The sequence below is a fragment of the Thermohalobacter berrensis genome, assembly GCF_003609645.1.
Classification (GTDB): domain Bacteria; phylum Bacillota; class Clostridia; order Tissierellales; family Thermohalobacteraceae; genus Thermohalobacter; species Thermohalobacter berrensis.
This window is the reverse complement of sequence record NZ_MCIB01000004.1, coordinates 49,023-74,218: the sequence shown is the minus strand read 5'-3', so window position 1 is coordinate 74,218 and position 25,196 is coordinate 49,023. Positions and strand designations below refer to the sequence as shown.

At 30.7% G+C, this 25,196-nt stretch carries 22 protein-coding genes; 1 reads left to right on the top strand and 21 read right to left on the bottom strand.

The features are described 5' to 3' along the window. Positions 1 to 11 precede the first annotated feature (11 nt). The 7 genes from prdD to prdR form a co-directional block, all read right to left on the bottom strand. Positions 12 to 773: a proline reductase cluster protein PrdD gene (prdD, locus tag BET03_RS04090; RefSeq protein WP_120167580.1), complete on the bottom strand. Its 762-nt coding sequence runs from the start codon at positions 771 to 773 to the stop codon at positions 12 to 14. Positions 774 to 840: 67 nt separating this feature from the next. Then, positions 841 to 1,065 carry a hypothetical protein gene (locus BET03_RS14105; protein WP_479725447.1) on the bottom strand — a complete coding sequence of 75 codons (225 nt, stop codon included), beginning with the start codon at positions 1,063 to 1,065 and terminating at the stop codon, positions 841 to 843. A 48-nt stretch (positions 1,066 to 1,113) separates the two neighbouring features. Then, entirely contained in the window at positions 1,114 to 1,566 is a 453-nt protein-coding gene (locus BET03_RS14100; protein ID WP_479725446.1) for a glycine/sarcosine/betaine reductase selenoprotein B family protein, read from the bottom strand. Then, positions 1,557 to 1,805, bottom strand: coding sequence for a CBO2463/CBO2479 domain-containing protein (locus BET03_RS04080; protein WP_120167576.1), 249 nt, complete (start codon positions 1,803 to 1,805; stop codon positions 1,557 to 1,559). The genes BET03_RS14100 and BET03_RS04080 overlap by 10 nt, the downstream gene beginning before the upstream one ends. Positions 1,806 to 1,813: 8 nt before the next feature. Beyond that, positions 1,814 to 3,703 carry a D-proline reductase (dithiol) proprotein PrdA gene (gene prdA, locus BET03_RS04075; RefSeq protein WP_120167574.1) on the bottom strand — a complete coding sequence of 630 codons (1,890 nt, stop codon included), beginning with the start codon at positions 3,701 to 3,703 and terminating at the stop codon, positions 1,814 to 1,816. A gap of 20 nt (positions 3,704 to 3,723) precedes the next feature. After that, a complete protein-coding gene (gene prdC, locus BET03_RS04070; protein ID WP_183108712.1) occupies positions 3,724 to 5,004 on the bottom strand; it encodes a proline reductase-associated electron transfer protein PrdC in 1,281 nt (426 codons plus the stop codon). 335 nt (positions 5,005 to 5,339) lie between these two features. Beyond that, positions 5,340 to 7,088, bottom strand: coding sequence for a sigma-54 dependent transcriptional regulator PrdR (prdR, locus tag BET03_RS04065; protein WP_120167569.1), 1,749 nt, complete (start codon positions 7,086 to 7,088; stop codon positions 5,340 to 5,342). A 371-nt stretch (positions 7,089 to 7,459) separates the two neighbouring features. Between prdR and BET03_RS04060 the strand changes: the two genes are divergently transcribed. Then, positions 7,460 to 9,478 (top strand): methyl-accepting chemotaxis protein, encoded by a 2,019-nt coding sequence (locus BET03_RS04060; protein ID WP_120167567.1) that lies wholly within the window; start codon positions 7,460 to 7,462, stop codon positions 9,476 to 9,478. Between the two features lie 152 nt (positions 9,479 to 9,630). On the opposite strand, the gene BET03_RS04055 is transcribed toward BET03_RS04060, so the two are convergent. The 14 genes from BET03_RS04055 to acsC form a co-directional block, all read right to left on the bottom strand. Further along, positions 9,631 to 11,346 (bottom strand): ABC transporter ATP-binding protein, encoded by a 1,716-nt coding sequence (locus tag BET03_RS04055; protein ID WP_120167565.1) that lies wholly within the window; start codon positions 11,344 to 11,346, stop codon positions 9,631 to 9,633. Positions 11,347 to 11,369: 23 nt separating this feature from the next. Further along, positions 11,370 to 12,206: an ABC transporter permease gene (locus BET03_RS04050; protein WP_120167563.1), complete on the bottom strand. Its 837-nt coding sequence runs from the start codon at positions 12,204 to 12,206 to the stop codon at positions 11,370 to 11,372. 1 nt (position 12,207) lies between these two features. Then, the gene (locus BET03_RS04045) at positions 12,208 to 13,185 is read right to left on the bottom strand and encodes an ABC transporter permease (protein WP_120167561.1); all 978 of its coding nucleotides are present in this window, start codon (positions 13,183 to 13,185) and stop codon (positions 12,208 to 12,210) included. A 6-nt stretch (positions 13,186 to 13,191) separates the two neighbouring features. Further along, the gene (locus BET03_RS04040; RefSeq protein ID WP_120167559.1) at positions 13,192 to 14,763 is read right to left on the bottom strand and encodes an ABC transporter substrate-binding protein; all 1,572 of its coding nucleotides are present in this window, start codon (positions 14,761 to 14,763) and stop codon (positions 13,192 to 13,194) included. Between the two features lie 13 nt (positions 14,764 to 14,776). Continuing rightward, positions 14,777 to 15,595 carry a class I SAM-dependent methyltransferase gene (locus tag BET03_RS04035; protein ID WP_120167557.1) on the bottom strand — a complete coding sequence of 273 codons (819 nt, stop codon included), beginning with the start codon at positions 15,593 to 15,595 and terminating at the stop codon, positions 14,777 to 14,779. Between the two features lie 37 nt (positions 15,596 to 15,632). Continuing rightward, positions 15,633 to 16,220: a class I SAM-dependent methyltransferase gene (locus BET03_RS04030; protein ID WP_120167555.1), complete on the bottom strand. Its 588-nt coding sequence runs from the start codon at positions 16,218 to 16,220 to the stop codon at positions 15,633 to 15,635. 15 nt (positions 16,221 to 16,235) lie between these two features. Beyond that, a complete protein-coding gene (locus BET03_RS04025; RefSeq protein ID WP_207666033.1) occupies positions 16,236 to 16,760 on the bottom strand; it encodes an ECF transporter S component in 525 nt (174 codons plus the stop codon). An 86-nt stretch (positions 16,761 to 16,846) separates the two neighbouring features. Further along, on the bottom strand, positions 16,847 to 17,374 hold the full coding sequence (locus tag BET03_RS04020; RefSeq protein ID WP_120167551.1) for an FmdE family protein: 528 nt from the start codon (positions 17,372 to 17,374) through the stop codon (positions 16,847 to 16,849). A 183-nt stretch (positions 17,375 to 17,557) separates the two neighbouring features. Beyond that, positions 17,558 to 18,226, bottom strand: a complete 669-nt coding sequence (locus BET03_RS04015; RefSeq protein WP_120167549.1) for a DUF3786 domain-containing protein — start codon at positions 18,224 to 18,226, stop codon at positions 17,558 to 17,560. A 98-nt stretch (positions 18,227 to 18,324) separates the two neighbouring features. Continuing rightward, entirely contained in the window at positions 18,325 to 20,250 is a 1,926-nt protein-coding gene (acsV, locus tag BET03_RS04010; RefSeq protein WP_120167547.1) for a corrinoid activation/regeneration protein AcsV, read from the bottom strand. A gap of 53 nt (positions 20,251 to 20,303) precedes the next feature. Beyond that, entirely contained in the window at positions 20,304 to 20,675 is a 372-nt protein-coding gene (gene gcvH / locus BET03_RS04005) for a glycine cleavage system protein GcvH (RefSeq protein ID WP_120167545.1), read from the bottom strand. 15 nt (positions 20,676 to 20,690) lie between these two features. After that, the gene (gene acsB / locus BET03_RS04000; protein WP_243096854.1) at positions 20,691 to 22,820 is read right to left on the bottom strand and encodes an acetyl-CoA decarbonylase/synthase complex subunit alpha/beta; all 2,130 of its coding nucleotides are present in this window, start codon (positions 22,818 to 22,820) and stop codon (positions 20,691 to 20,693) included. Between the two features lie 120 nt (positions 22,821 to 22,940). Then, on the bottom strand, positions 22,941 to 23,726 hold the full coding sequence (gene acsE, locus BET03_RS03995) for a carbon monoxide dehydrogenase/acetyl-CoA synthase methytransferase subunit (RefSeq protein WP_120167541.1): 786 nt from the start codon (positions 23,724 to 23,726) through the stop codon (positions 22,941 to 22,943). Positions 23,727 to 23,785: 59 nt separating this feature from the next. Then, a complete protein-coding gene (gene acsC / locus BET03_RS03990) occupies positions 23,786 to 25,162 on the bottom strand; it encodes an acetyl-CoA decarbonylase/synthase complex subunit gamma (RefSeq protein ID WP_120167539.1) in 1,377 nt (458 codons plus the stop codon). Between the last annotated feature and the right edge of the window lie 34 nt (positions 25,163 to 25,196).

Genomic DNA, 25,196 nt, shown 5'->3' with positions numbered 1-25,196 from the left:
AAAATCACTCCTTAAGTCATGGCACGTAATGCCCCATCTCTATATTCATTAGGGGTCATTATTATAGGAACATTTCCCAAATCTATAATGGATTTTCCACCACTAAAACCAGAAGGTTCATTAGAAAACAATTGATTATCATGCATAGCACCTTGTCCGGCAACTTGTTTTACTATAACCACTTTCTTTTTATTAGGTCTTATTTTGTCATAAAACTCATGTGTTTCAGTAGCTTGTCTACCATCCATCTTCTTAAGAATTTGCCTAAACTCTTGTATAAACTCATCACATACCTTATGAATGGTGAGGGGTAATTTTCTATTAAAAGTAAGATCTTTTTTTAATATTACATCAAAATGTATTATATAGTCATTTTCAGAAGGTGTTCCTGCTTTATTTAACTTAAGTTTTTCTTTTAAAATTCCCTCGGAAGAACCAAATTCAGCCATCTGGTTACCTTCTACATCAGCTCCCGTTAGCATAACATATACACCAGTTAAAGTATGAGTAATTCCTTCTCCTATTTTTCCTAAAGCTTTGGTAGATATGGGGATAATATCCATTATGGTATTAACCCATATGTCATGTTTTCTAGGCTCAATTATATTAATCTTTATTTCTTCTATAATATCCTCCGATTGTTGTAATGTATTTTTAAAATCTTTATTTATAGTTAGAATCCCATTATCAATAGAATTATTATCACCAAATACAACCTTATTAATATGAAATGTTTTTATTACTAATCTTCTTAAGGTGATTTCGTCATTCATTTTTTCACCCTCTTTTTTTATCAAGCTTTCCTGCTTATTTAAACAGGAAAGCTTGATTTAATATTTTTTATACTTTTGCTATATATTCATAAGGAAGTGGTACAATCTTTCCAGGTGTATCTATTTCAACTAATTGTTTTAAAGCATCTACAACTATTCCCTTTTGCATTTCTGGATTATTAGGCTCTCCTGCATTTGCACCCATTGGAACTAGTGGAGCAACTGCTCTTGGAGCACCATTTTGTCTAACAACAGGAGAAAGTGCAGCAACTATAATAGTAGGTATACCCACTTTCTCAATCTCTCTCTGCACAATCACGGCAGAGCGATGGCAAGTACCTCAGCCAGCAGTTAACAATACTGCGTCTACTTCTGCTTCTTTTAGTCTTCTAGCTATTTCTGGACCAGTTTCTTCTCTAAATTTTTGCTGGTCTCCTCCACCACCCATGAAACCAAAATGGATTGGTGCAACAGCCTTTATAAAACCTTCTTCAGCTAATTCTCTTAATCTGTCAATAGGAAACATACAGTTAATATCCTTATTTACATCAGCATTATCATATCCTCCATGGGATACCATCAATTCTTCTGTAGGTGTATCACCTGGTACATCTCTATAAGTAAAATCACCTGCTAAATTAAATCTCTTGTCAGATTTTAAATGAACTCCAGCAGCAGTAACTAATGCAACTGTCATTTCACTTAATTCCTTCTTTACTGGAGCCCAAACAGGTTCAGGAGTTATTGGTACATAAATCTCAGATTGCAAACCTTTAATAGTTGTTAAAGCCATTTTTCAACCTCCTTTTTTACGTATTTCTCATTAGGCTTATCATTTAAAATTTCAGGATAACTCATTACAAAGCCTACTTCTTGTCCAGTTTTCAGCTCATAATCAGAAACTAACATCCTTCTCGGAACTTTAAGTGAACCAAGTCTTCCCTTTAAATCTATTGCTACAGCCCCATCTTTAATATCTACTATGATTCCTTCCATATATATTTGCCTGTCTTTATATTTTAATCTGTCCATCAAATCACCTATTCTTCTTTTTCATATATTTCTTTTCTCTTTTTACTCTTTGGCAATACTTGTTCATTTTCTACTAAATCTATTTTCTTGTTAGTTTCTTTTTCAATTAATTCAACGTTATTTACTTTAACATTTGGATTCCATTTTCTTTCTGGTTGTTTTACTTCTTCTCCCGCCATAACTGTCTTTAACATAGCTAATGCTCTAATAGCATCTTCTTGACAAAGTGTATTGTTTGATAATATTTCATTTTCTATACCTTGATCAGATTTGTTTAAATCAATCATATGCTTCATATATTTGTTACCTACGACCAAAGCACCCTGTTGAGCTGCAAATGTCATACCTACAACAGATACATCTCTTTTTCCAACTTGTTGATGGTGACTAGCAAAGTCTATGTGGTTATTTCCAAAACCTTCTGTCGTAATTATTGCTCCATCAACATCCATGCTTTCAATTAGCATTCCTAATCTTTCAGATACATAAAATTTTTCTGAATTTATCTGTGGAGAACCTACGAATACTACACCTGCTAAATCAATTTCTTCATCTTGCATTGCTTCTAGTACTAGTGGTTCCCTCCAATAATGTCTGGATGTCTCTTTTGAAGCTGGTCCTATACAAACTAAAGCATGTATTCCTCCATCTAATACTTCAAGTGGTGATAGAACTACTGGAACATTACCTAAATCTACATTTGGCTTGCCTCCAAGAACCCCAACGGGCTCCATAGGTAAAATTAAGTTATCATGCATAGCACCTTGTCCCATTATCTCTTTTATCACTACTACTTTCTTCTTACCTGGTCTTCTATATTGTACAAATTCTTCTTCATCAGCTACCATATTATCATCAAGCTTCTTTAGAGCTTCTCTTATTTCTTGAGTTATGAAATCTGTTGCTTTATGTGCAGCTAAAGGACCAGGTCTTTCCATATTAGTATGCTCTTTTATAGTAACCTCTGTTTTGATAAATATTTCTCCCTTATCTGGAGCACCTGGTCTACCCCACATAATATTTTTTTCTAATATACCTTCAGAAGAACCAAATTCACCAATTTGAACTCCATTCTCATCTGTTCCAGTTACCATCATTATTGCTCCATCTAATACTCTAGTTGTACCTTCACCTAATTTTCCTTCTTCTTTAGTTGCAATTGGTTGAACATCCATTATTGTTTCACTATATTCACCATATTTTTCTGGACCTATGATATCTACTTTCATATCTACAACTAATGGATCTACTTTCTTAGCATCTTCGCATATATCTTTTCTTATATATAATGTTGATCCTTCAATTTTTGTTTCGTCTCCAAATTCAACTTTATCTATTTTAAAGTATTTTCTTTTTAATCTTCTTATTTCTTTTGCTGGTTTATCTTTTTCTGTTTTTTCTTCATTAACAACTTGTACTTCATTTTCCTTAACAGAATTATTTTCTGTATTATTTACAACTCCTGGTGCATTTACCATGCCCAATGGAATTTCTAAATCAATATTCTTTCCTTCTCCTATATGAATCTTCACTGAACCGCTTTGAATATTTGTTACTGGTTGTACTACATTTTCTGTTTCTTTATTTGTTTCTTTATTTGTTTCTTCTTTAACTTCTTCAACTTCTTCTTTAGTTTCTTCCATTTTATTAACTCCATCTAATAAATCTGACGTAAGTGGTGTTAAAGCATCAACTGTTTCTTTTAATTTTGCCCCTAAAACTTCACCTATTTTTAAGCAATTTTCTGGTATTTCTAATAATCCTGAATCCTCTAAATCAGGGAATATATTTGGATCTTCTAGTGTAGATGGATCAATAACTGTTCCTGCTTCAAATCTACAGCAAGTAACAGCATAATCATTAGCATGTTGTTTTGCAGTTTCTTCAGTAATTGACATATATATCCCTCCTTTTAATTTTATTTTTTTCTTCTATATAACCTATGACCACAAGCCCTTAAAATGTGGTCTGTACTATGATATATTCTAACTCCCAACCTGGGAGCTACCTTCATCACTGTGTTAGTTCAATCCTCACAAGTTCCAGTAATTATAGCTTGTGCTCCTTGATTCTTTAGATATAAAACTTTTTCAGCTTGTCCTGGACACATACCAGGCTTTTCACATCTATATCTTCCATTTACTTCCTTCATTCTCTTACATTTAGTAGTAGCTACAACCTCTGCTCCCATACCAACTGCAATTTCTTCTAACCTTTCCTCTTGAGCACCACATTCACAAGCTATAACTCCAACTTTCTCTTTTTCTTGTGGGAAAGGCATACTTACTAAAATACCACCAGTAGTTTTTGTAATAGGAGAATTTTCTTTACTACCTTCACCTGTAAAAGGTCCTCCTAATACAATTTCCCCGTGTGGATTTAAATATCCACCACATTTATCAATATATTCCTTAACAGGTATCCCTATAGGTACATCAAAGAAAACTTTACCTTTCCTAGCATTTAAAACTCTTCCACCTACAGTAATATCTTTAGTAATTACTGGTTTTCTCTCTTCAATAGCTAAAGTTATATTTTTAAGGGTTTCTATATTAGATACAACAGCATTTGCTTCAAGTGGAAGTTGTCCTGGTTTAAGTTCGACTCCTAATATTTCTCTTATAATAACTCTTTCATCTCCTGCAGGATACATATCAGGTAAAAACTTAACCTCTATATCCCCTTCTTTGCACGCTTTAGCTATTGATATAGCTGCTTTTTTATATTTAGGTTTTATGGCTATATAGCCTTTAGAAGCATTGGTTATTTCCATTACATACTTAAGACCCTTTATAATTATCTCAGGATTTTCTTCAACAAAAGCTATATTGTGACTTAAAATAGGTTCACATTCTGCAGCATTTGCAATAACATAACCACCTTTTAAGTCAACATCTAATTTTACGTGTGTAGGAAAACCTGCTCCTCCAGCTCCAACTATTCCTGCTTCTTTTATTGCCTCAAGATAATCATTTGTTTCTTTAATTTTTACATATTCTTTTGGTTGTTCTTTATCAGCTTTAATAACTATTTTTTCATTAGTTGTTTTTTCTACTTTTCCATAAACACTGGAGTGAATATTAGCTCCTAGTCCTTCTGGTACAGCAATAAGTTGGCCCTTTTTAACTTCATCCCCTTCCTTTACCAAAGGTTTGCAAGGCTTACCTATGTGCTGTCTTAGTGGTAGACTTATTTTCATCTTGTCACCTCCTTTTAGCAGGTTGATTGAGAAAAATTTCACTAATATGGATATGCAATCCCCGTGCCAACTTTTGATTCTTTTATTGTTTTTTCGATAAAAAATTATAAAAATCTACTTTTTTCGTTAAAATACGCTACAAATAGTTTGTTGTTGCCATATTTTAATGTGGATAATATTAATCAATATATCCTTTATTCTTTTTTTATAAAACTTTACAATAGACTGATACAACATAATTTGTCAGCTTTTTGACACTTGCTTTTGACAATATTATCACAAACTAAGAAATCAACAAAAAAAAATAGAGTGTCAATAATTCGACACATGTTGAATTATTGACACTCTATACCATAAGTTTTCATCTTATAATACAAAGTACTCCTGGGAATATTTAAAATTTCCGCCGCTTTCTTTTTATTTCCATTGGCTATACTAAGGGCTTTTTTTATTGTGTCTATTTCTAGTTTACAAATAGCTTTATTCAAATCAAGAGGATAATTATCCTTTACTTCTTTCATGTCTATATCTTCCAATATATATTTTGGGATCATATCCTTTGTTATAATTTTTTCACTATCAATTACCATCAAATATTCAATTACATTTTTTAACTCTCTAATATTTCCTTTCCATTTGTAAGTTTGTAATATTTCTATGGCTTCTTTATCAATTTGAGGAATAGGTTTGTTATGTTTTTTAGATATTTCTTTTATAAAATAGTGTATTAATAATATAATATCCTCATTTCTCTCTCTTAATGGCGGTAAGTCTATTTCTACTACATTTAATCTATAATATAAATCTTCTCTAAATTGTTCTTCTTCTACTAATTTATTTAAATCCTTATTTGTAGCAGAAATTATTCTTACATTTATAGGAATATATTTATTGCCTCCTACCCTTCTAACTTTTTTTTCTTGTAAGACTCTCAATAGTTTAGCTTGCATATGTAAAGGCATATCCCCTATCTCATCAAGGAAAATAGTTCCATTGTTTGCCAATTCCAATATTCCCGTTTTTCCGTTTTTATCTGCTCCTGTAAAAGCTCCTTTTTCATATCCAAAAAATTCACTTTCAAATAACTCACTTGGTATAGCACTACAATTTACTGGAACAAAAAGACCTTTTCTTCCACTATGGTCATGTATAGCCCTTGCAAACAATTCCTTTCCAGTACCACTTTCTCCCGTAATTAAAACAGATGCCTCTGTTTTTGCAACTTGCATTGCTATTTCTATCTTTTTTAAAAGTTTAGCACTTTTACCAATAATTTGTCCGAAAGTATTAGAAGAGTATTTCCTTATTTCATCCTCAAGAAATCTAACTTTACTTGTAACCTTTTCAAGTTTGTATGATAATTTCTTTATTTCTGTTATATCCCTATCTGTTGTAACAACCCCAGCAAATTCATTATTTATATATATTGGTAGTGCACTAACAACCACATGATAGTTTTCCTTTGGAGTATGGTATAGATTCTTTATAGGTTTCCTAGACTTCAATACTTTTAAAACTGCTGCATTAGGAAAAAAACTTTCAATTTTCTTGCCTATTATTTCTTTAGAAGATAATCCATATAGTTTTTCAGCCTTTTTATTCCATAAAATTACTTTACCATTTTTATCTGTAACACAAATTGCTTCATTTATATTATTAACTACATGTCCTACCCTTTTCCCAAATTCCTCCATCTCCATATAAAAATAATCTATTATCTCATTTCTTCTTATAACACCAATAAGCTTGCCATTTTCAATAACAGGTAGTCTCCCAATTTTATTTTTCAACATAATATTTCTACTCTGTAAAAGAGTATTGTTTTTATTAATTGTTATTATCTTATTTGTCATAAACTCTTTTAAAATTAATTTTTCACTTAAATCACTATTCTTTATCTTTGATATATCAGCTAAAGTAACAATTCCCTTTATTTTTTTATCTTTATCTTTAACAAAAACTTCCCTCATATTAAACTTAAGCAGTTTTTCAATTGCTAGAGATAAAGTATCACTTTCTTTTAATACTATAAAATTCTTAGACATAACATCTTTTACAAGAATATCCTCTAAAATTAAAACCATTTAATCTCTCCTTTTTGATTTAATTTTTAAATAAACAAGACAAAAAGCTAATTTTTAGTTAACTTTAATAAATTTTTAACATTGATAAGAGTAAAATATAGTAAAATAATAGCAGTATTTACTGATTTAACAGTATTCATTTAATATTTCTTATTTATTCTATATTAAATATCATAAAACACTTTGTGGAAATTGTCTAATTTTGTAAATCAGAGTACATTCTTGTAAATTTATGTTGACCTTTTTAAAAGTTTTATTATAGAATATTTGTTGTAGTTTTATAAAATATTAACAATCTAAATCAAACTATATCTACTTTCACTTAATTTTTAACATCATTTTTTAACATATTTAATATAGGGAGGCATAGTATGCTAAAAACTAAACATATCTCAATAAGATTCAAAATTATCTCAATATCTCTCTTATTACTTTTACTATCATTTTCTTTGCTTACAGGAATATCAATATATACAGCAAAGGAAAAAATAACTAGTCAAATGAAGGACGACGGATTACATTTAGTAGACAATATTGTACATGAAATTCAAGTTAGTAATAGTGCATCATCAACTTTAAATCTTCTGCTTGAAGATAAAATAAAAACTATTGGAAACTTTGTATCTGAAAATGAAAATCTATCTAATGAATATTTAAGTAATATTGCAAAAAAATATAATTTAGCTGAAATTAATGTTGCTGACTCAAATAGAAAAATAATTTATTCGAATTTAGAAGGAAATATTGGTTATGTATATCCAGAAGATCATGCTGCTTATCCACTATTTAGTGGACAAAAAAAAGAAGTAATTGAAGAAATTAGAAAAAGTCAAGTAGATGGAAAATATTATAAATATGGAGCTATTTCCTTAAAAAATGGAGGCATAGTACAAGTAGGAATATCAGCAGATTTTATTAAAAATATAGGAAATGGCTTTGATAAACAGGCTCTACTTGAAAAACTAGCACAAAATGAAAATATAGTATATGCTCTTATAATAGATAAAAATCTAAAAGCAGTTGCCCACAGTAACAGAGACCGTATTGGAATTGAGTTAAGTGATGTTGGAAGTAAAACAGCAGCTGTAGATGGAAAAACTTATACTGGTACATATTTCTACGAAGTAGAAAATACTGAAGTATATGATGTTTTAAAACCCTTATATATAGATGGAAAACATGTTGGAGCTGTTAATGTTGGAATATCTATGAAAAATTTAAATTCCGCTATTAAAGAAATAATTGTTAATGGAATAATCATTGCATCTATTTCTTTTGCAGTAATAAGCTTATGCTTAATTTTCTTAATAAGAAATATATTAAAACCATTAGATAATCTAAGAAAAGCTACTGACCAAATTGCTCAAGGTGATTTAACTAAAGAAGCTGAAGTTAAAAATAATGATGAAATTGGAATGGTATCTAGAGCCTTTAACAAAATGAATATTAATTTAAGAAAATTAATAAAAGGAATTAGAAATAAATCTGACGATTTAGGTTCATTTAGCCAGCAACTTTCTGCTACAGTTGAAGAAGTTTCAGCTCAGATAGAAAATGTTAATGCTACAACACAACAGATGGCTTCTGGTATGGAAGAAAGTAGTGCTTCCACTGAGGAAATTAGGGCATCTGTTGAACAGGTAACAGAAGCTACAAAACATTTAGCAGAAAGGGCAGAAGAAGGAAATATACTTGCTAAAGACATTAAGAAAAAAGCTCATGATATGAAAGAAAATGCTGAAAAATCTAAAAGCATGGCAGAAACAATATATTTGGAAAGAAGACAAGGAGTAAAACAAGCTATAGAGAAGGGAGAAGTAGTTAAAGATATCGAAGAGATGGCTAACATTATTTCAGATATGGCAGAACAGACAAATCTTTTAGCCCTAAATGCTGCCATTGAAGCTGCAAGAGCTGGGGATCAAGGAAAAGGATTTGCTGTTGTTGCTGAAGAAGTAAGGAAATTAGCCGAAGAATCTACAAATGCAGCTGCTAATATTCAAAGTGTTATAAAGGATGTTCAAAATGCTTTTAACGATCTTTCAGACAATGCCCAAGAGATATTACAGTTTATAGATAGAAAAGTATCTGGAGACTATGAAAATTTAGTTAAAACAAGCAATCAGTATATGGAGGATTCAGAAAAAATAAATAGTATAGTTGAAGATTTGGCATCAAGTACACAACAAACCTTAGCCTCAATGGAACAGGTTAATACTGCTATTGAATCAGTTGCAAGCTCTATCGAACAATCAAGTGCTGGTTCACAAGAAATAGCTAGTAGTGTAACAGAAGTAGCTGAAGCCATTGAAGAAGTTGCAAGTGTTGCACAACAACAAGCAGAGTATGCTCAACAATTAAGTGAAATGGTAAAAAGATTTAAAGTTTAAATATAAAAATCCCCCTTTATTTAAAGGGGGATTTTTTATAATACATAGGAAATTATAATCAAATAAAAATTGTGGATAAAACATAATTTCCGTTATGTGTTTTACAAAAGTCAACCTTGAGAATCTTCTATTTTTAATAGAAAATTTTTTTATTATAGTGCTTTCATAAACCCTTTTTGGATTAATTTTTTCGTATAATTACATTTTGGTTTATTGAATATTTCATAAGCATTACCACTTTCTACTAGGTTCCCGTTGTACATCACAAAGACTCTATCTGAGATTTTTCTAGCAATATTTAAATCATGTGTAATATATAACATTGAAAATCCTTTTTTGTTTTGAAGTTCTTTAAGTAATCTTAACATATTAGCTTTGGTTGAAGGGTCTAGCATAGAACATATTTCATCTGCAATTAAAATTTTGGGTTCCATGATTAAACCTCTGGCAATTGCAACTCTTTGACGCTGACCTCCGCTTAATTCCATACATTTCTTCTTTACAAAACTTTGTTCTACTGGTAATTGTACATCTGTCAGTATTTTCTTTACTTTTTCTTTTCTTAAATCCTTTGTTTCAATCTTTAAAATATCAAGGGGTTCCCTTATAGCTTCTTCTATAGTAAAATTTGGATTTATAGAGGAAAATGGGTCTTGAAAAATAATCTGTAACCCATTAAGTTTTCTTATTTCCTTAAAATTTTCTATTTTATTCCCATCAAAAACTACCTCTCCATTATCTGCCTTTGAAAATCCTGAGATTATATTAGCTAGAGTAGTTTTTCCTGAACCTGACTGTCCTACTAATGCAACAATTTCTCCAGACTTTATATCTATATTACAGTTATCACAGGCCTTAATTACTCTGTTTTTGTATGTAAATTTTTTACATATCCCTTTAGCTTCTAATATAGTTAATATACCACCTCTGTTACAAGCAACTTTTCTTTCTAGAGATAAATTCTTTAACTTAGGGACTTGTTCTGAACATTCTATCCTTGCTTGGTTACATCTTTGGTAAAAAGGACATCCCTTTCCTTTTTCTTCTTTCAACGATATGGGTATCCCCCATAAATCTTGATATGGGTTTAATTCAGGTGATGAATTTAAAAGCCCCCTTGTATATGGATGTAGAGGATTCTTTATAACCTCTCTAGTAATACCCTCTTCTAATATATGACCTGAATATAATACTAAAACTTTAAATGTAAGCTCTTTAATTAATGTAAGGTCATGGGATACAACAATCATAGAAAATTTTCTATTACTATTTTGAATTCCTTTAAGCAAGTTTATTATTTCACTTCTTGAATCAGCATCAAGAGATGAAGTAGGTTCATCAACTATTAAAAGATCAGGTTCACAAGCAAGGGCCATTGCTATTAAGACCTTTTGTCTCATTCCACCAGAAAGTTCATGGGGATATCTATTTAACCAATCTTTACTTAATCCTATACTTTCAAAAAGATTTCTTACTTTTTTATAAACCTCATCTTTACATAAATTATTATGCCTTATTATTACTTCAGTAATCTGTTCTTTAATAGTTAATACAGGATTTAAAACATCAAGTCTATTTTGAAAAACAATGGCTATTTTATTCCATCTATAATTATTTATTTCTTCCTCTTTTAAATCTAAAAGATTAACTCCTTCATATATAATTTTTCCTTTAACCTCTGCATTATTTTCTAAGAGACCAGTTATAGCCATGGCTATAGAAGTCTTCCCACTACCAGATTCACCTATAATACCTATAGTTTCTCCCTTTTTTACATTAAAAGATACTTCTTTAATGGCTTCAATTTTTCCATTTTCTGAAAAATAATTCACTTTAAGTCCTTCAACCTTTAATAATGTGTTTCCCATACTCTTCAAACCTCTCTTTATAGTTATATTTTTAGTTTAAATATCTTTTCAAATTCTCTACCTATAATAGCTATAGATACTACTGTTATCGTAATAGCTATCAAAGGGGACAAAACCCACCATTTCCAATATGGAGTAAAATATATTCCGCTAAAATTAATTGCATAATTTAATATAAGACCCCAACTTTTAGATGTAGGATCACCTAATCCTAAAAAAGAAAGGGAAGCTTCAGCAATAATTGCTCTATTTATTAACTTTATAAAGCTAATTAAAATTAATGGAAAAATATAAGGCATAATGTGTTTTATTGTTATATAATGAAATTTAGCACCATATATTTGTGCTATTTTTATAAAATTTTCCTCTTTAATTGACAAAGTTTTTGATCTAACAATTCTGGCAGGCTTTATCCATGAAAAAAGGCTTAGCACTATAATGATGTTATAGATACTGGAGCCAAAGAAAACTCCTAACACAATCATAGTAGGAAGTTCAGGAAGCACTATCATTACATCAGCTAATCGCATTAAAAATTTATCTATAAACCCTCCAAAATACCCAGCTAGTATGCCTATAGTACTTCCACCTACCCCTGCAATTAAAGCAGTACCTAAACCTACTATTAAACTTATTCTAGCTCCATGTATTATTTGTGCCCATAAATCTATTCCAAGGTCATCTGTGCCTAAAATATGTTCTTTAGTCGGTGACTTTAAGGGACTAGCAACTGGTTTATCATGTGGATACTTTGATAAATAGGGTGCAAAGATAGCTATTATTAAAATAATAACTAAGGCTATTAATGATATTTTCCCTACTAAAGAAAAGTCCTTTATAATATTAATTATTCTTCCCATATCAGCTCAACCTCGGATCTAGTTTTTTATTTATTAAATCAGATAGTAGATTCATTGTTAAAACGAATAATGCCATAATCGTAAATATTCCCTGTATTAAGGGATAATCTCTATAAAAAACAGCCTCTTTCATTAAAAGTCCTAATCCTGGGTAATTAAATACATTTTCTATTAAAACAGCTCCACCTATTACAGTTCCAAAACTTAAAAATATCCTTGTAACAATAGGGAAAATAGCATTCCTTAAGGCATGTACAAAAACTATTCTCCTTTTTTTAAGTGCTTTAGCTTTAGCAGTAGTTATATAATCTTTAGAAAGTATTTCTATAACACTATTTCTAGACACTAAGTAAAAATTCCCTATATTTACAAAACTTAATGTTAAAGCGGGTAATATGAAGTGATATGCTAAATCTATTATTTTATGCCAATATGAGTTATATTCCATAAAAGGAGTTATACCCCCTGATAATGGAAATAACTTTAAATATGCTCCAAAATAATATAAAATTAAGAGTCCTATTAAAAATGGAGGGATTTGAGAAATACTAACAAAGAAAAAGTATAATACTTTATCTATTTTTCTATGCCTATAGTATGCTGAAATAGAACCTAATAAACTTCCAGAAAAAGCACTAATCAAAGTTGATATAAATACTAAAGAAATTGTCCATGTAATTCTCTCAGTAATAATATTTAAAACTTCATCATTATAAAAAATACTATATCCCAAATATCCACTTAGTGTGTTTTTTAAATAATCTACATATTGAGTAGTTATAGGTTTATTTAATCCATAATAGTCTTTATACTTTTTTATTTCCTCTTCTGTAAAAGTAAATGATACACCTACCTCATCATTTGAAAGAAATGTAAATGGGTCCCCAGGCATAAGCCTAGGAACCATAAAGTTTAATGTTAGAATAATAAAGAAAGTTATTATATATTCTAATGCTTTCCCAATAATAGGCTTGTTCATTTAATATTACTTCCTTTCTAAGTACGATAACTTACAATGTTCAGGATAATGATGATCATAAGTATACATCCATCCATCATATTTTAAAGGTCTAAATACAAAATATCCAATTGTATTAAATAGAGGGATTTGTGGAACCTCCTGGGCAATAACCTCTTGTAGTTTATAAATTGTTTCTTTTCTCTCATCAAAATTAAGCTGTTTCATCTGTAACAAAGCTAATTCATTTATTTTCTCATTATAAAATCCAGGCAATGAGCCTGAGGCTGGGCTATTACTTTCCATAGTTTCAGAGGAATAGTACATATCCCTTAATAAATCTGGGTCTCTTCCCCATCCTCCATGACCTATAATGGCCAGCTCAAAATCACCTTTTTTTACCAATCCATCTCTTGTCTTATTATCAACACTTTTTACCTCTATATTAATCCCTACTTTAGAAAGGCTTAGTTTAATAAGTTCAGCAATTTTTACTTCTTTTGGAGAATTTCCTATTAATAATTTAAAACTATACTCTTTGCCATTTATAAGTTTTCTTGCTTTTTCAATATCAAAATTATATTTTTTAATATCAGGATTATACCACTTATGTGCTTTTGGAAGATAACCCATACTAGCAACTATACCTGCCCCTCTAGCAACTTTTTGAACTAATTCATCCCTATTTATTCCATAAGCAAAAACCTTTCTTAAACTTTTGTCCTTTAATTCAGGTCTATTATCCATATTAAAAATTAACCTATATCCCCAGAATGGTTTATTTTTAGTTACCTTAAATCCTTCATTGTTTTCATATCTATTTAATATATCTGGAGATGCCATCAAAGTATCAATATCACCTTTTTCAAAGGCTAGGATTGGATCACTTACTGGTACAAATTCTATTACATCTACTTTTTGTTTAGGTCCCCAATAGTTTTCAAAGGCTTTAAATTTGTAAATTCCCTGTTCTCTACTATAATTAGTAAGTTTATATGGTCCACATCCAATAACTGCTTCTTCTCTATAAAATTTAAGTGGATCTTTTACATTTTCCCATATGTGTTTAGGTATTATTGGCATAGTTCCTACTCTCTCTAGATATGTTGCATTCTTTTCATTAACAATAAATTTAATTGTATAATCATCTATAATATCTACATTTTCTATTATATTTTTCCCATTAACTATTAGATTGTTCCAAACAGGAGGATGAGCTTTATAGTATTCAAACGTAAACTTAACATCATCTGCAGTTAATTTATTTCCATCATGCCATTTTATATTTTTATTTAATTTAAATATGTATTCTTTTCCATCATTTTTAATTTCCCATTCTTTTGCAAGCCAAGGTATTAGACCCTTTTCATCCTTTTCAAGTAAACTATCAAATATTAATTTCATTTTATATGCTCCCGGACCCCTTCTATAATGTAAAAAAGGTGTTGGATATCCCCAATCTCCTCCCTCTAATCTTATGACTAGGTTATCATTATTTTTATTTAATTTTTCATTTGCTTGTATATTATCCTGACCACATCCAGCTAGAAGAGATAATATTAATATAAATGAAATAATTAAAATATTTTTGTTTCCCATTAAAATCCCCTTTCTATTTAACACTCCAGTAAATCCAAGCAACTTTAGAACTTACATTTTCTTTTACATATCCATCTTTAGAATATTCCTTTAATAATTTGCATATTTGTTCCTTTTCTTCTATACTTAATTCTCCTTCCAATTCAAACCTAGATATATAAAAATTACAAATATAATCTATTGAATAGGTTTCTTCCCAATTTTTATCTATGTATCTTATCTCGGGATAATATCCAATATTCCATAATATATTAAAAATGCAATAAATCTTATTATCATAAAATCTAGGGTAATCTTTTCCCCTTAATTTCTTATATAATTTATTCCATAAATAATCATTTCTATGTGCAAAACCACTCAAAAAACAATAATTTCTACTTGCATCTACCATTTTTAAAAGTGTTTCATAGCTGTTTATTCCTGGACACATAGAAGCAAAAACTAAATCAAATTTTTTATTCCAATCATTTTCTTCAAGGTTTAAATCTTCCCAAAATACCTTTTTAAATTGAATATTATCTAGTTTTTCTTTTTTGGCATTATCAATAGCTTTCTCTAACATTTTTTCTGATATATCTATTGCTACTACTTTTTTGCATTCTTTAGCAAATCTTATTGAATATCTACCAGGTCCAGACCCTATATCTAATACTTTATAATCTCTTTTAAGCATATTGTTTTCAATAAGAAATTTTATAGGATCCTTATCTTTTTCTTGTCTTTTAGAAATTTTTTTATTAAATTCATCTGCTCTACTATTCCAAAACTTCTCTACTGCATCTCTATCCTCATCAGTTTTTTTCCATAACTTTTTAAAATAATCAATGTCCATAAGTTAGACTCCTTTCAAACTCCTCCAATCTTTCCCTTTACCTTTTTATGCCCTTTATGAAGAACATATCACTATTATCTATTTGCTTTTCCACATCTAAACCTGCCCTCATCATCATATTAGCTATTTCGTCTACTGGTGGTAACAAGTCATTTGCCACTGTTCCTCCTATATTTTTATGAATAGAATTTATTTTTTCTCTAGATTGTGAATGGAATATAACTAATTTGCCATTCCTCTTTAGTCCTTTTGCCAGATTATTTATTGTATCTTCCTTTTTAGGAAAATGAGGAAAAACAGAATAACATAAAATACTATTAAAATCATTTTCCATATTTAATTTATTTACATCACCTTGAAAGTATTTGACATTTTTAAAATCATACTTTTTCTTTGCAATTTCTATCATCTTTTCTGAAAGGTCAATAGCATAAATTTCTCCATTATTCCCTACAAAATTATGTATATATGGAATTAATACTCCCGTGCCAGTTCCAACATCTAATACACTTTCTCCCTTCTCAATATTTATATGTTTAAAAAGAATATTTAGCTTTTGCTTATTATGTTCTACCATATCATCCCATTTTTCAGCTATACTATTGAAATACTCCTTATGCTTCAATTTCTTTTCCTCCTTTTAATTAGTTTCATGTAATATACGTGTTCTTTTTAAACTAAGAACTAAAATTGGGATTAGGATTACTTGAATCGCAATACCAGGCAATCCAACAATAACTGCCATTTTTATATACGTAAATGGGTTTGGCATTTTTGCTCCAAAACCATAGACTAAAACTGCTACTACTAAAGCAGCAATAATTCTTCCAATTATCATAGCTGAAGTTAGTGTTATAATTTCATTCTGTTTTAGCTTATTATAAAATAATCCTGAAACAAAACCATAGGTTGATAACTCAAAAAACATTATTATCCCTACAGGAAAAATTGGTGGCATTCCAGTAAGTATAGAACTTAAAAAAGGTGTAATCAATCCAACTAATAGTCCAAAATATGGACCTAAAATAAATCCTCCCAATAATACTGGTATATGCATAGGTAAAAATGCTCTCCCAAAATTTTTTATTGTATGAAATAGCATTGGTATAATTATCCCTAGTGCAATAAAAAAACTTGAATAAACTATTTTTTTGGTCTTATCCATTTTCAATCCCCCTCTAAAAGTTTAATTTCACATTTGTCTTCATCTATCCTCAATTGTGAATTGTCCATTTTTAATTGTAAATTGCTTTAGTCCCATCCCCTTGAGTAGTCTTTAAAGCAATCTAAACATACCTTTTTTCCATCCATAAGCCTTATTTTATGCTCAGGTGCTCCTTCATTACATATTTCACATTCTATTGTTTTAAAAATTCTAGCCTTTTCTGGTAAATCAAAATTTGGCTTTTTAAATTGGAATATTTCCTCTTCAGGTGCAGTTAATATGTAATTTTGTCGTTTTTCTCTATCCATCTCTTCATTTAAAGGTTTTAATACAATTCTTACTCCTTCATTTGTATTTCTTCTAAAGAAAGTAAAAGCATGTTTTCCTGTACCTCTATAGATTAAATTACCTTTACCAAAGGTACAACCTAAAATAACCTGAATAGCATCAACTCCGCAAGCATCATTTTCTGTTATACATACAACTTCCTCATCCTTTGAAAAATCTAATCCTAATCTTTTTCTAACTGACTCTGCAACCCTATATCCTATAGCAAGCCCTGGACATTCGTGACCATGGAAATCAACACATTTTTCCCATAGTTTTTTATCCATAATATCATCTCCTTTCAAAAAATAGAAAAAGCCACAAAAACTACTTAAATAAGTAGCCTTCATGGCTTTAATAGTCTTCATGACTAAATTTTTATATGGTATTTTATTCCTTTTTCAACTAATATTATAATATAAAAGAAATTATATTTCAATTATTTAGAATAATTTTTTGTTAATTTTTTATCATTTATTTTTGTTACTGTATAATCCCTTCCATGTGGGAACTTTTCCATTATTTTTAAGTATATACAATGCTATTTCGCCAACAACTGCTAAATCTTCAGCATCAAAATAGTATATAACATTAGCATCAAATAATATATTCGCAGAAGGAGACAACTCCTCATCTCCTTCCCATAAAAGTAAAGTCATATAGACATTATTTAAAAAACGTACCCTATAACCTACATCTCCTAAAGAAACCTTTTTTCCTCCTATTTTTTTGAGTACTGCCTCAAACTGTTCTATGTTATTTCCAAAAATTCTAGCTAGCTTTCTTATAGTCCTTCCGTAGAAATTACTATAGTAAACATGTCCTCCAGGCATTTCTTTATAAGTTATGTCTTTACCTGTAAGTGGAATACCTTTAGCATTCACAAGGTATCTTAATAAAAGAGTCTTCACTGAATAGGTTTTAATTTCATAATTATCATCAGCAAAAACTTCTCCAGTAGGATATTTAACTTTATAAGTTTCTCCCATTAACTCTAATTTAAAGGTTTTATTATTCTGATTATAAATTGTACCAGATAATTTAGCCATAGTAAAAGGGTCTTTATCTTTATAAATTTTTCTTACATATTCAAAAGGAACCTTCCCTTGTCTATCTTCTTTTACAGCATTTTTATCCACTTAAAACCTCCTTATTACAATTGAAACAGGAACCCGGTTCCCGTTTCAATTTTTGTTTTTACTAATTGTCAATTGTAAACAATAAATTGGCTATTGTATTATAGTATTTTTTCTACTGATGGAAATCTTTCAATATTAGTATGTGGTAAGAAGCAGGCTGACACAAACTCATCCATATATCCCGGATGGGCACTAAGTTCAATGTAAGTCATCTGATTTGCCACATCTTCCATTTTAAGCCTAGCATCTTCACTCATTAGTGTAAGATAACATCCAATCAAGGAACTATTTCCAATATATGAAAATTTCTCTTCAGGTATATCAGGGAAAAGACCTATCTGTATTGATTTTTTAATAGATATACTATTTCCGATTCCTCCTGCTATATATACCTTATCTATAGTATCAAAGTCCATTCCTAAGCTTAATAATAATGTAGAAATTCCTGAATATACAGCTCCCTTTGCTTTTATAAAGTTATCTATATCAATCTCTGTTATAGTTATATCTTCTTCAATATCCCAATCCTCTTTAAAGGCAACTACAAACTCACCTATATCATTTTCATCAAATCTAATCCTAGGATGTTCAATATTTCTGTTAATTCTTCCCTTTCTATCAATTATCCCTGCAATCATCATTTCTGCTATAAGATGAATTAAACCTGAACCACATATACCCTTAGGTTTTTTAGAATTGATAATATCAAGTTTTACATCATAAGTTTTTTTATCTATTACTATCTTTTCAATAGCTCCACTTGCTGCTCTCATCCCACAACTAATTTCTCCACCTTCAAAGGCAGGTCCTGAAGAACATGCACATGTTACAAAAAAGTCTTTATTCCCAAAAACAATCTCACCATTTGTTCCAAGGTCAACAAAGAGAACATTCTCTTCAGAAGACCACATCCCAGATGATAAAACCCCTGCTGTTATATCTCCACCAACATAACTAGCAACCGAAGGAGTTATATATAAGAATGTCTCAGGGTTTACATCTATCCCTAACTCAGAAGCCTTAATAAATGGTGAGCGCACAAATGCAGGAATATACGGTTCTCGTCTAAGGTAGTCTGGATAAACCCCTAGTAATAAATGACACATAGTTGTATTACCTGCTGCAACAAAGGCTATAACCTCATCTTTACCTACACCTGAATCTAAATACATTTTCCTAAGAAGTGGATTTATAGTATCATTTATTACAGCTTTATTAAGTTTTTCTAGTCCATTATTTTTTGTTGCATATATAATTCTGTTTATAACATCTGCCCCATATTGCATCTGTGCATTTCCTGATGATGCTTTAGCTAGTAATTTCCCTTCATATAAATCAACAAGACAAGCAGCAACACTAGTTGTACCTATATCTACTGCAACACCATAAAGCCTATCTGTAGTATCACCTTGTTCAATGTTGACAATTGTTGTCCTATTACCTCCTCTAGGTATATGAGTAATAGTTACTTTATAATTACTTTCCCTTAAAATATGAGGTAGTCTTCTTAATATAGGAAGCCTACAGAATACCTTTGAATATCCTAAATCATTTCTTATACTTCTTTTTATCCTATCCCAATCTGAAATGTTATCATCAAGGGTAGGCTGCGGTATTTCAATATAATCCTTTCTTACATATGACCTAAATTCCATTCCATTTTCTAGTATCTTATTTATAGCCCTTTGGAAAATTTCTCTATCTTTAGGTGATGAAAGGTCTTCTATTTTCATCCCTTTCATACAAGAAGACTCATTTTCAGGAACCTCAACCTCAATATCTTCAATTACCTTAGTAACACATGCTAAAACCCATCCATTTTTCCATTCATTTTCTTTTATATGATGTGATTTTTTAGAATCCACTTTGCCCTTAAGTATCTTTACTTTACATTTTCCACAAGAACCATTTCCATTACAGGGAGCATCTATAAATACATCTGCCCTTCTAGCTACTTCCAATAAATTTTCTCCTACTTTAGCTTCTATCTGGATATTTTTGGGTTTAAATGTTACTTTTACCATAAAATCGCCTCCATAAAAATCCCTACTAAGCATATGCTTAGTAGGGATTTTGATTAATCTAACTTTTCCTTATATTCGTCAGCATTTAAAAGTTCATCTAATTGACTTTCATCTTCTATTTTAATCTTTACAATCCAAGCATCATAAGGTTGTTCATTTATATATTCTGGTTCATCTTCTAACTTCTCATTTATCTCAATAACTTCCCCAGAAATTGGAGCAATTAAATCTGATGCTACCTTTGATGATTCTACAACTCCAAAGTCTTCTCCTGCTTCTAATTCGTCATCTTCTTCAGGCATTTCAACAAATAAAATTTCTCCTAGTTGGTCTGAAGCATATTTAGTTACTCCTATATATGCGTATTCTCCTTCTACCTTTACCCATGTATGCTCTTCATGATATTTTATATTATCTGGATACATCAAATCACCCCTCTATTACATTAGTGGATCCATCTCAAGGGCTGGATGGCCTTTTTCTTGTAGGTAATTTACTACTCCATCTGGATCAGTTGCAATTGTTTCATCACATATCATATCCGTAAAATTATCAATACCATATAACTCTTTAGCAGTTTTATCTAGGTTTTCCCTTACATAATCCTTTAATTCTTTAGGCATCCAAACTATTCTACCAGGTCCACCCTCTGCAGACATGAACTTTCTTGATGAAATGAAGTATCTACCATGACCCATGAATCCTGGTGTTTGAACTCCTCCACCTGTCATTGATGCTAACTCTCCAAATGTCATTCCAACTGGTGTAGCACCATCAAATTCTCTATTAACAATGATAACACCATTTGCCTCTGGCATGATCCCAGCAATACATTCAAAACATCCACAAGATGTCATTGGATCTTCCATAATACTGTAAAGACTTATTCTACTAATTTGTCCACCAGATTTTTGTTCTACATGCTCATTAATAGATTTCCATATACCTTTAACTTCGTCTTCTAGCCCTTCTATTTCTACAGGTTGACAAGGACCTGTTGGGTCAAGCTCATATGTTGCCTTTGCATCTAACCAACTTACAGCTCCACAAAGTCCTAGTCTTTCAGGTGTAACTATACAAACATGAGCTGGTGCAAATGATTGACATAATAAACATGAATAGAATTTATCTACATTATCATCTCTTAATGAAGCTAATCTTTCATCCCTTGCTCTATATTTAGGTTCTGCTTCTTTTTGCTTAAGCTCTGATACCTTTTCTGCATCAGTTATTATTTTTACTTGGCATTTGTCTACAACTGAATCAAATTCATCAATCATTTTTGCATATAATATTTCTCCTATATGCTTTAATCTAAATCCTTTTTCAAAGGCTTCTTTACCTATTCTTATCCATGAAGTATCCCTTTGACCTACGTGCATTACACCCTCAGTATAGTTCATAAAGTAATGAATTCTTCTTTCTAATACAGGTTCAAAGTCTTCCTGCATGTTTTTGCCGCCTACTTCTACCATAATAGCTAATGGAAGTCTTTTTGGATCTCCTTCTACCTCATCAATATCCGGTCCTATTATCTCTATTTTATGGTCTTCAATTTCTGAAGGATCTACACTCTTTACAAGCTCCCAAGCTTCTGTTTTATTTCCTCCAAATTCAATATACATATCATCTTTCCTAATTCTTTCACCTTCAAATGCTGGAGCAAAGGCAACAGGTATTGGAAGTTCTGTTATTTTAATCTTTATTCCCCTTGCTTCTAGAGAGGTTGGAACAAACTTATCGTAATCCTTTTGAGTAATTAACAATGTAGGTACTTCAGGTACTTCTTGGTCAGTAATAACTGGGAAACCTAATGCTATAGCTCCTGCACCACATGAAACAACCAGTTCACTTAATGGTCCGAAGGCATTTACAAAAGCTGGTACTCTTTCTTTTGTATATTCCATATGTTTGTCAAATTTACCAGGTTCAACATTACCAAATATAAGTCCTGCTCTTATAGCAACTGATACAACATGGATTACTGATGTTATATCATATCCTACAGGGATAACTCTAAAGTCTAATCCCATTTTTACTCCAGCCTCTGTTGCTTGGTCAATTACTTTTCCAACTAGGAAAGTAAGTAGTCCCTTTGATTGATAATCCTTTACAATTTTTCCTGCAGTTTCACTATCTGGACATTCACCTAACACAACTGCTATTCCAGGGATATCTCCTGTAACTAAAGGAACTCCTAATGAACGAATAACTGGATCTGGTATAAACCCTGTACAAGGTTCACTATAAGGTGCCTCCTCATTAGCATATTTAACTGCTTCAATTATCTCTGCTGACACAGCCGTTGCCAATCCACCATTTAATGCCTTTTCTAATTTCATTTCCTCTTCAATTAGCCCTCTTACAACATCAAGGGCAGCCTCTAATTCCCCTAGAGTCTTAATTTTATTACCAGTTGCTGCATAGATTACTGGTAAAGAATATGCAGTATCAGGAAAGGATACATTATGGTCTTTACCCTTTTCTTCAATAGCCTTTTTAACTACATCTTCAGCAGCCTTAAGGGCTTGCTTTGAACCTGTAAAAATGGTTTTAAATAGGTTTTCCACCTTAAATCCCCCTTTTTTAATAGTTAATAATATAATCATATAGGGAAGAAATTATTGTGTAATTTTAGGTATCTAAACAACACAATAATTTTCTTCCCTTTATATCACATTTAATTAAAGTTACAGCTCTAGGTAAGAATCTGCATAAAGTATATTTCCTTTAATTACGTCACAAGTCTTTATCATATCCATTAACTCTTTATCACATGGATTTAATATTGCTGATGATAGACCACACTGCATAGCCATAGCTAAAAATGCTCTATCAAGTATAGGTCTTACATCTTTTGGAGCACCATTTGATACATTACTTAATCCACCTGTTGTCTTAAGTCCCATATCAGTAATTGCCTTAATAGCTTCTAATACTTCTGTTTGCTTATCTTGCATACCTTTTATAACTAAAAATAATGGGTCAAATAGTATATCTGTAGGTTCCATTCCCAATTCCATAGCTTTTTCTAACATTTCAGTACAATAAGCTAGTCTTTCATCATTATCTCTTGGTATTCCATTTTTGGCACATAAAGCAATTATTTTTGCATCATATTTAGCTGCTAGTTCAAATAAGTCCATTCTAGAACCAGCATCTGCAGAATTAATTATTGCCTTTCCATTTTCACTGTTATAAACCTTTAGGCCAGCTTCAATTGCTTTCTTGTTTGAAGTATCTAAAGCAAGAGGCACATTATCAAACTCTGATTGAATAAGCTTTACTACCCATTCCATTAATTCCTCTCCATCTTTTTCTGCTGGTCCTATATTTACATCTAAGTAGTCAGCTCCCGCCTCAATCTGTTCTTTAGCTCTTTTTAATATTGGTTCTGGATCTCTATTTTGTAATGCTTCCCTAATAGTTGGTGAAATACAATGTATTCTTTCACCTATAGTCATGAATTTTTCCATTAAAATCCCCCCACTTTTCACTTTATTTGTTCGTTAATTCTTTAACTATAAAAGGTCTATTAAGCCCCTTGTGCCTCAGCTCTTATTGATTCATTTAATTCTTTTAAGAATTTTGGTAAATGCATAGCTTCATCTGGACCAACTATTATCTCCCAATCTGGTAGGTTATCTTCTATTTCTCCTTTAAGTACTGCAACTTTACCTGGAATTATTAATTTTCTACATTTAGTTTTTTCTTCTACTCCACTTTCTTTAATAAAGTTTGCAATAGTTGAACCACTAAGTTTACCTGCAGCCCAAGCTGTAAGTACTGAATATCCACCTGCATCTGGTATAGCTAACCATGCAGGAACTTTAGATCTTTCAACTTCACCTGATACTATGAAATAAGTTAATGCAAAATCAACAGTTACTAATACAGGTGAGTTTTCATCAGCATCATTAACCGCATATACATCAGGTTCTACTGTCATTGGTCTTTGTGGGTCAGTAAATATGTTTTGACGAAGTGCAAATAATGGTAATGCTATTGAATAATCTATGTCATTTAAGACAATTATAGAACCATATCTAAGTGTAAATAGTGATGCTAATGCAGTTGTCATAAATTTATCTTCACCAGCTAATTCATTAACGAAAACTACTGAAGGATAACCAAATTTTCTATCTTCTTCTTTTAGTGCTGTTCTTCTTATTTGAACTGTTTTTGTAAATGTATCTTTAATTGATTCTCCTTCTGTTCCTAGTAAAAGCTCTTTATAGTTTAATTCTTGTACCTTTTCAACTAGTTCATAAAGTCCTTCTAAGTTATCAGCTTTTAAGCCTAGAGGAAACTTGTTATCTTTAACTAGCCCTACCATTTCTTCATAATTTTCTTTATTTGCTCCGTAGATTATTGGATTTTCATCTTTTAATAATTCTAGTGCCTCTTTAACTATGTCAGGTTTTTCACAAACTAACATATAAGTAACCTCTAAATCGCTCTCTTTAATCTTTTTAACTAAATTTAAGTATTTATCTTTGTCACCTTCATACTTGATTGCAGCAATTTCTACTTTCATTTCTTCTCCAATTCTTACATAATTAACTTTCTTGATATTATTAATCTTTTTATCAATCTCTTCATCAGTCATAGCATCTGTAAACATTACTGCAAATCTATTTCTATTTACATAAGTTTTCTCATGACGGAATAAAACTGTTTCTCCACCTAGTGAATATTCATTATCACCTTTACCAAATTTTACAGTTCTCATTAGTGGAGCAGTGGCTTCTTCTAATTTTGCTAATGCTTCATCACTCATATGAGGACATTTACTAATTTCAACTGCCCCAGCTGCTACCTTCATTGAAAAAGCTAAACAAGTTGGAAAGCCACAATCTTTACAATTTTTCTTTGGTGTTAGCTTAAAAATATCTAACCCTTTTAAAGCCATTTTTCTTCCCCCTTTGACAATTTTGTTTACCTTT

Coding starts and splice junctions, on each gene's coding strand:
- prdD (WP_120167580.1), bottom strand. CDS start 773: ATGAATGACGAAATCACCTTAAGAAGATTAGTAATAAAAACATTTCAT.
- BET03_RS14100 (WP_479725446.1), bottom strand. CDS start 1,566: ATGGCTTTAACAACTATTAAAGGTTTGCAATCTGAGATTTATGTACCA.
- BET03_RS04080 (WP_120167576.1), bottom strand. CDS start 1,805: ATGGACAGATTAAAATATAAAGACAGGCAAATATATATGGAAGGAATC.
- prdA (WP_120167574.1), bottom strand. CDS start 3,703: ATGTCAATTACTGAAGAAACTGCAAAACAACATGCTAATGATTATGCT.
- prdR (WP_120167569.1), bottom strand. CDS start 7,088: ATGGTTTTAATTTTAGAGGATATTCTTGTAAAAGATGTTATGTCTAAG.
- BET03_RS04060 (WP_120167567.1), top strand. CDS start 7,460: ATGCTAAAAACTAAACATATCTCAATAAGATTCAAAATTATCTCAATA.
- BET03_RS04055 (WP_120167565.1), bottom strand. CDS start 11,346: ATGGGAAACACATTATTAAAGGTTGAAGGACTTAAAGTGAATTATTTT.
- BET03_RS04050 (WP_120167563.1), bottom strand. CDS start 12,206: ATGGGAAGAATAATTAATATTATAAAGGACTTTTCTTTAGTAGGGAAA.
- BET03_RS04045 (WP_120167561.1), bottom strand. CDS start 13,185: ATGAACAAGCCTATTATTGGGAAAGCATTAGAATATATAATAACTTTC.
- BET03_RS04040 (WP_120167559.1), bottom strand. CDS start 14,763: ATGGGAAACAAAAATATTTTAATTATTTCATTTATATTAATATTATCT.
- BET03_RS04035 (WP_120167557.1), bottom strand. CDS start 15,595: ATGGACATTGATTATTTTAAAAAGTTATGGAAAAAAACTGATGAGGAT.
- BET03_RS04025 (WP_207666033.1), bottom strand. CDS start 16,760: ATGGATAAGACCAAAAAAATAGTTTATTCAAGTTTTTTTATTGCACTA.
- BET03_RS04020 (WP_120167551.1), bottom strand. CDS start 17,374: ATGGATAAAAAACTATGGGAAAAATGTGTTGATTTCCATGGTCACGAA.
- acsV (WP_120167547.1), bottom strand. CDS start 20,250: ATGGTAAAAGTAACATTTAAACCCAAAAATATCCAGATAGAAGCTAAA.
- gcvH (WP_120167545.1), bottom strand. CDS start 20,675: ATGTATCCAGATAATATAAAATATCATGAAGAGCATACATGGGTAAAG.
- acsE (WP_120167541.1), bottom strand. CDS start 23,726: ATGGAAAAATTCATGACTATAGGTGAAAGAATACATTGTATTTCACCA.
- acsC (WP_120167539.1), bottom strand. CDS start 25,162: ATGGCTTTAAAAGGGTTAGATATTTTTAAGCTAACACCAAAGAAAAAT.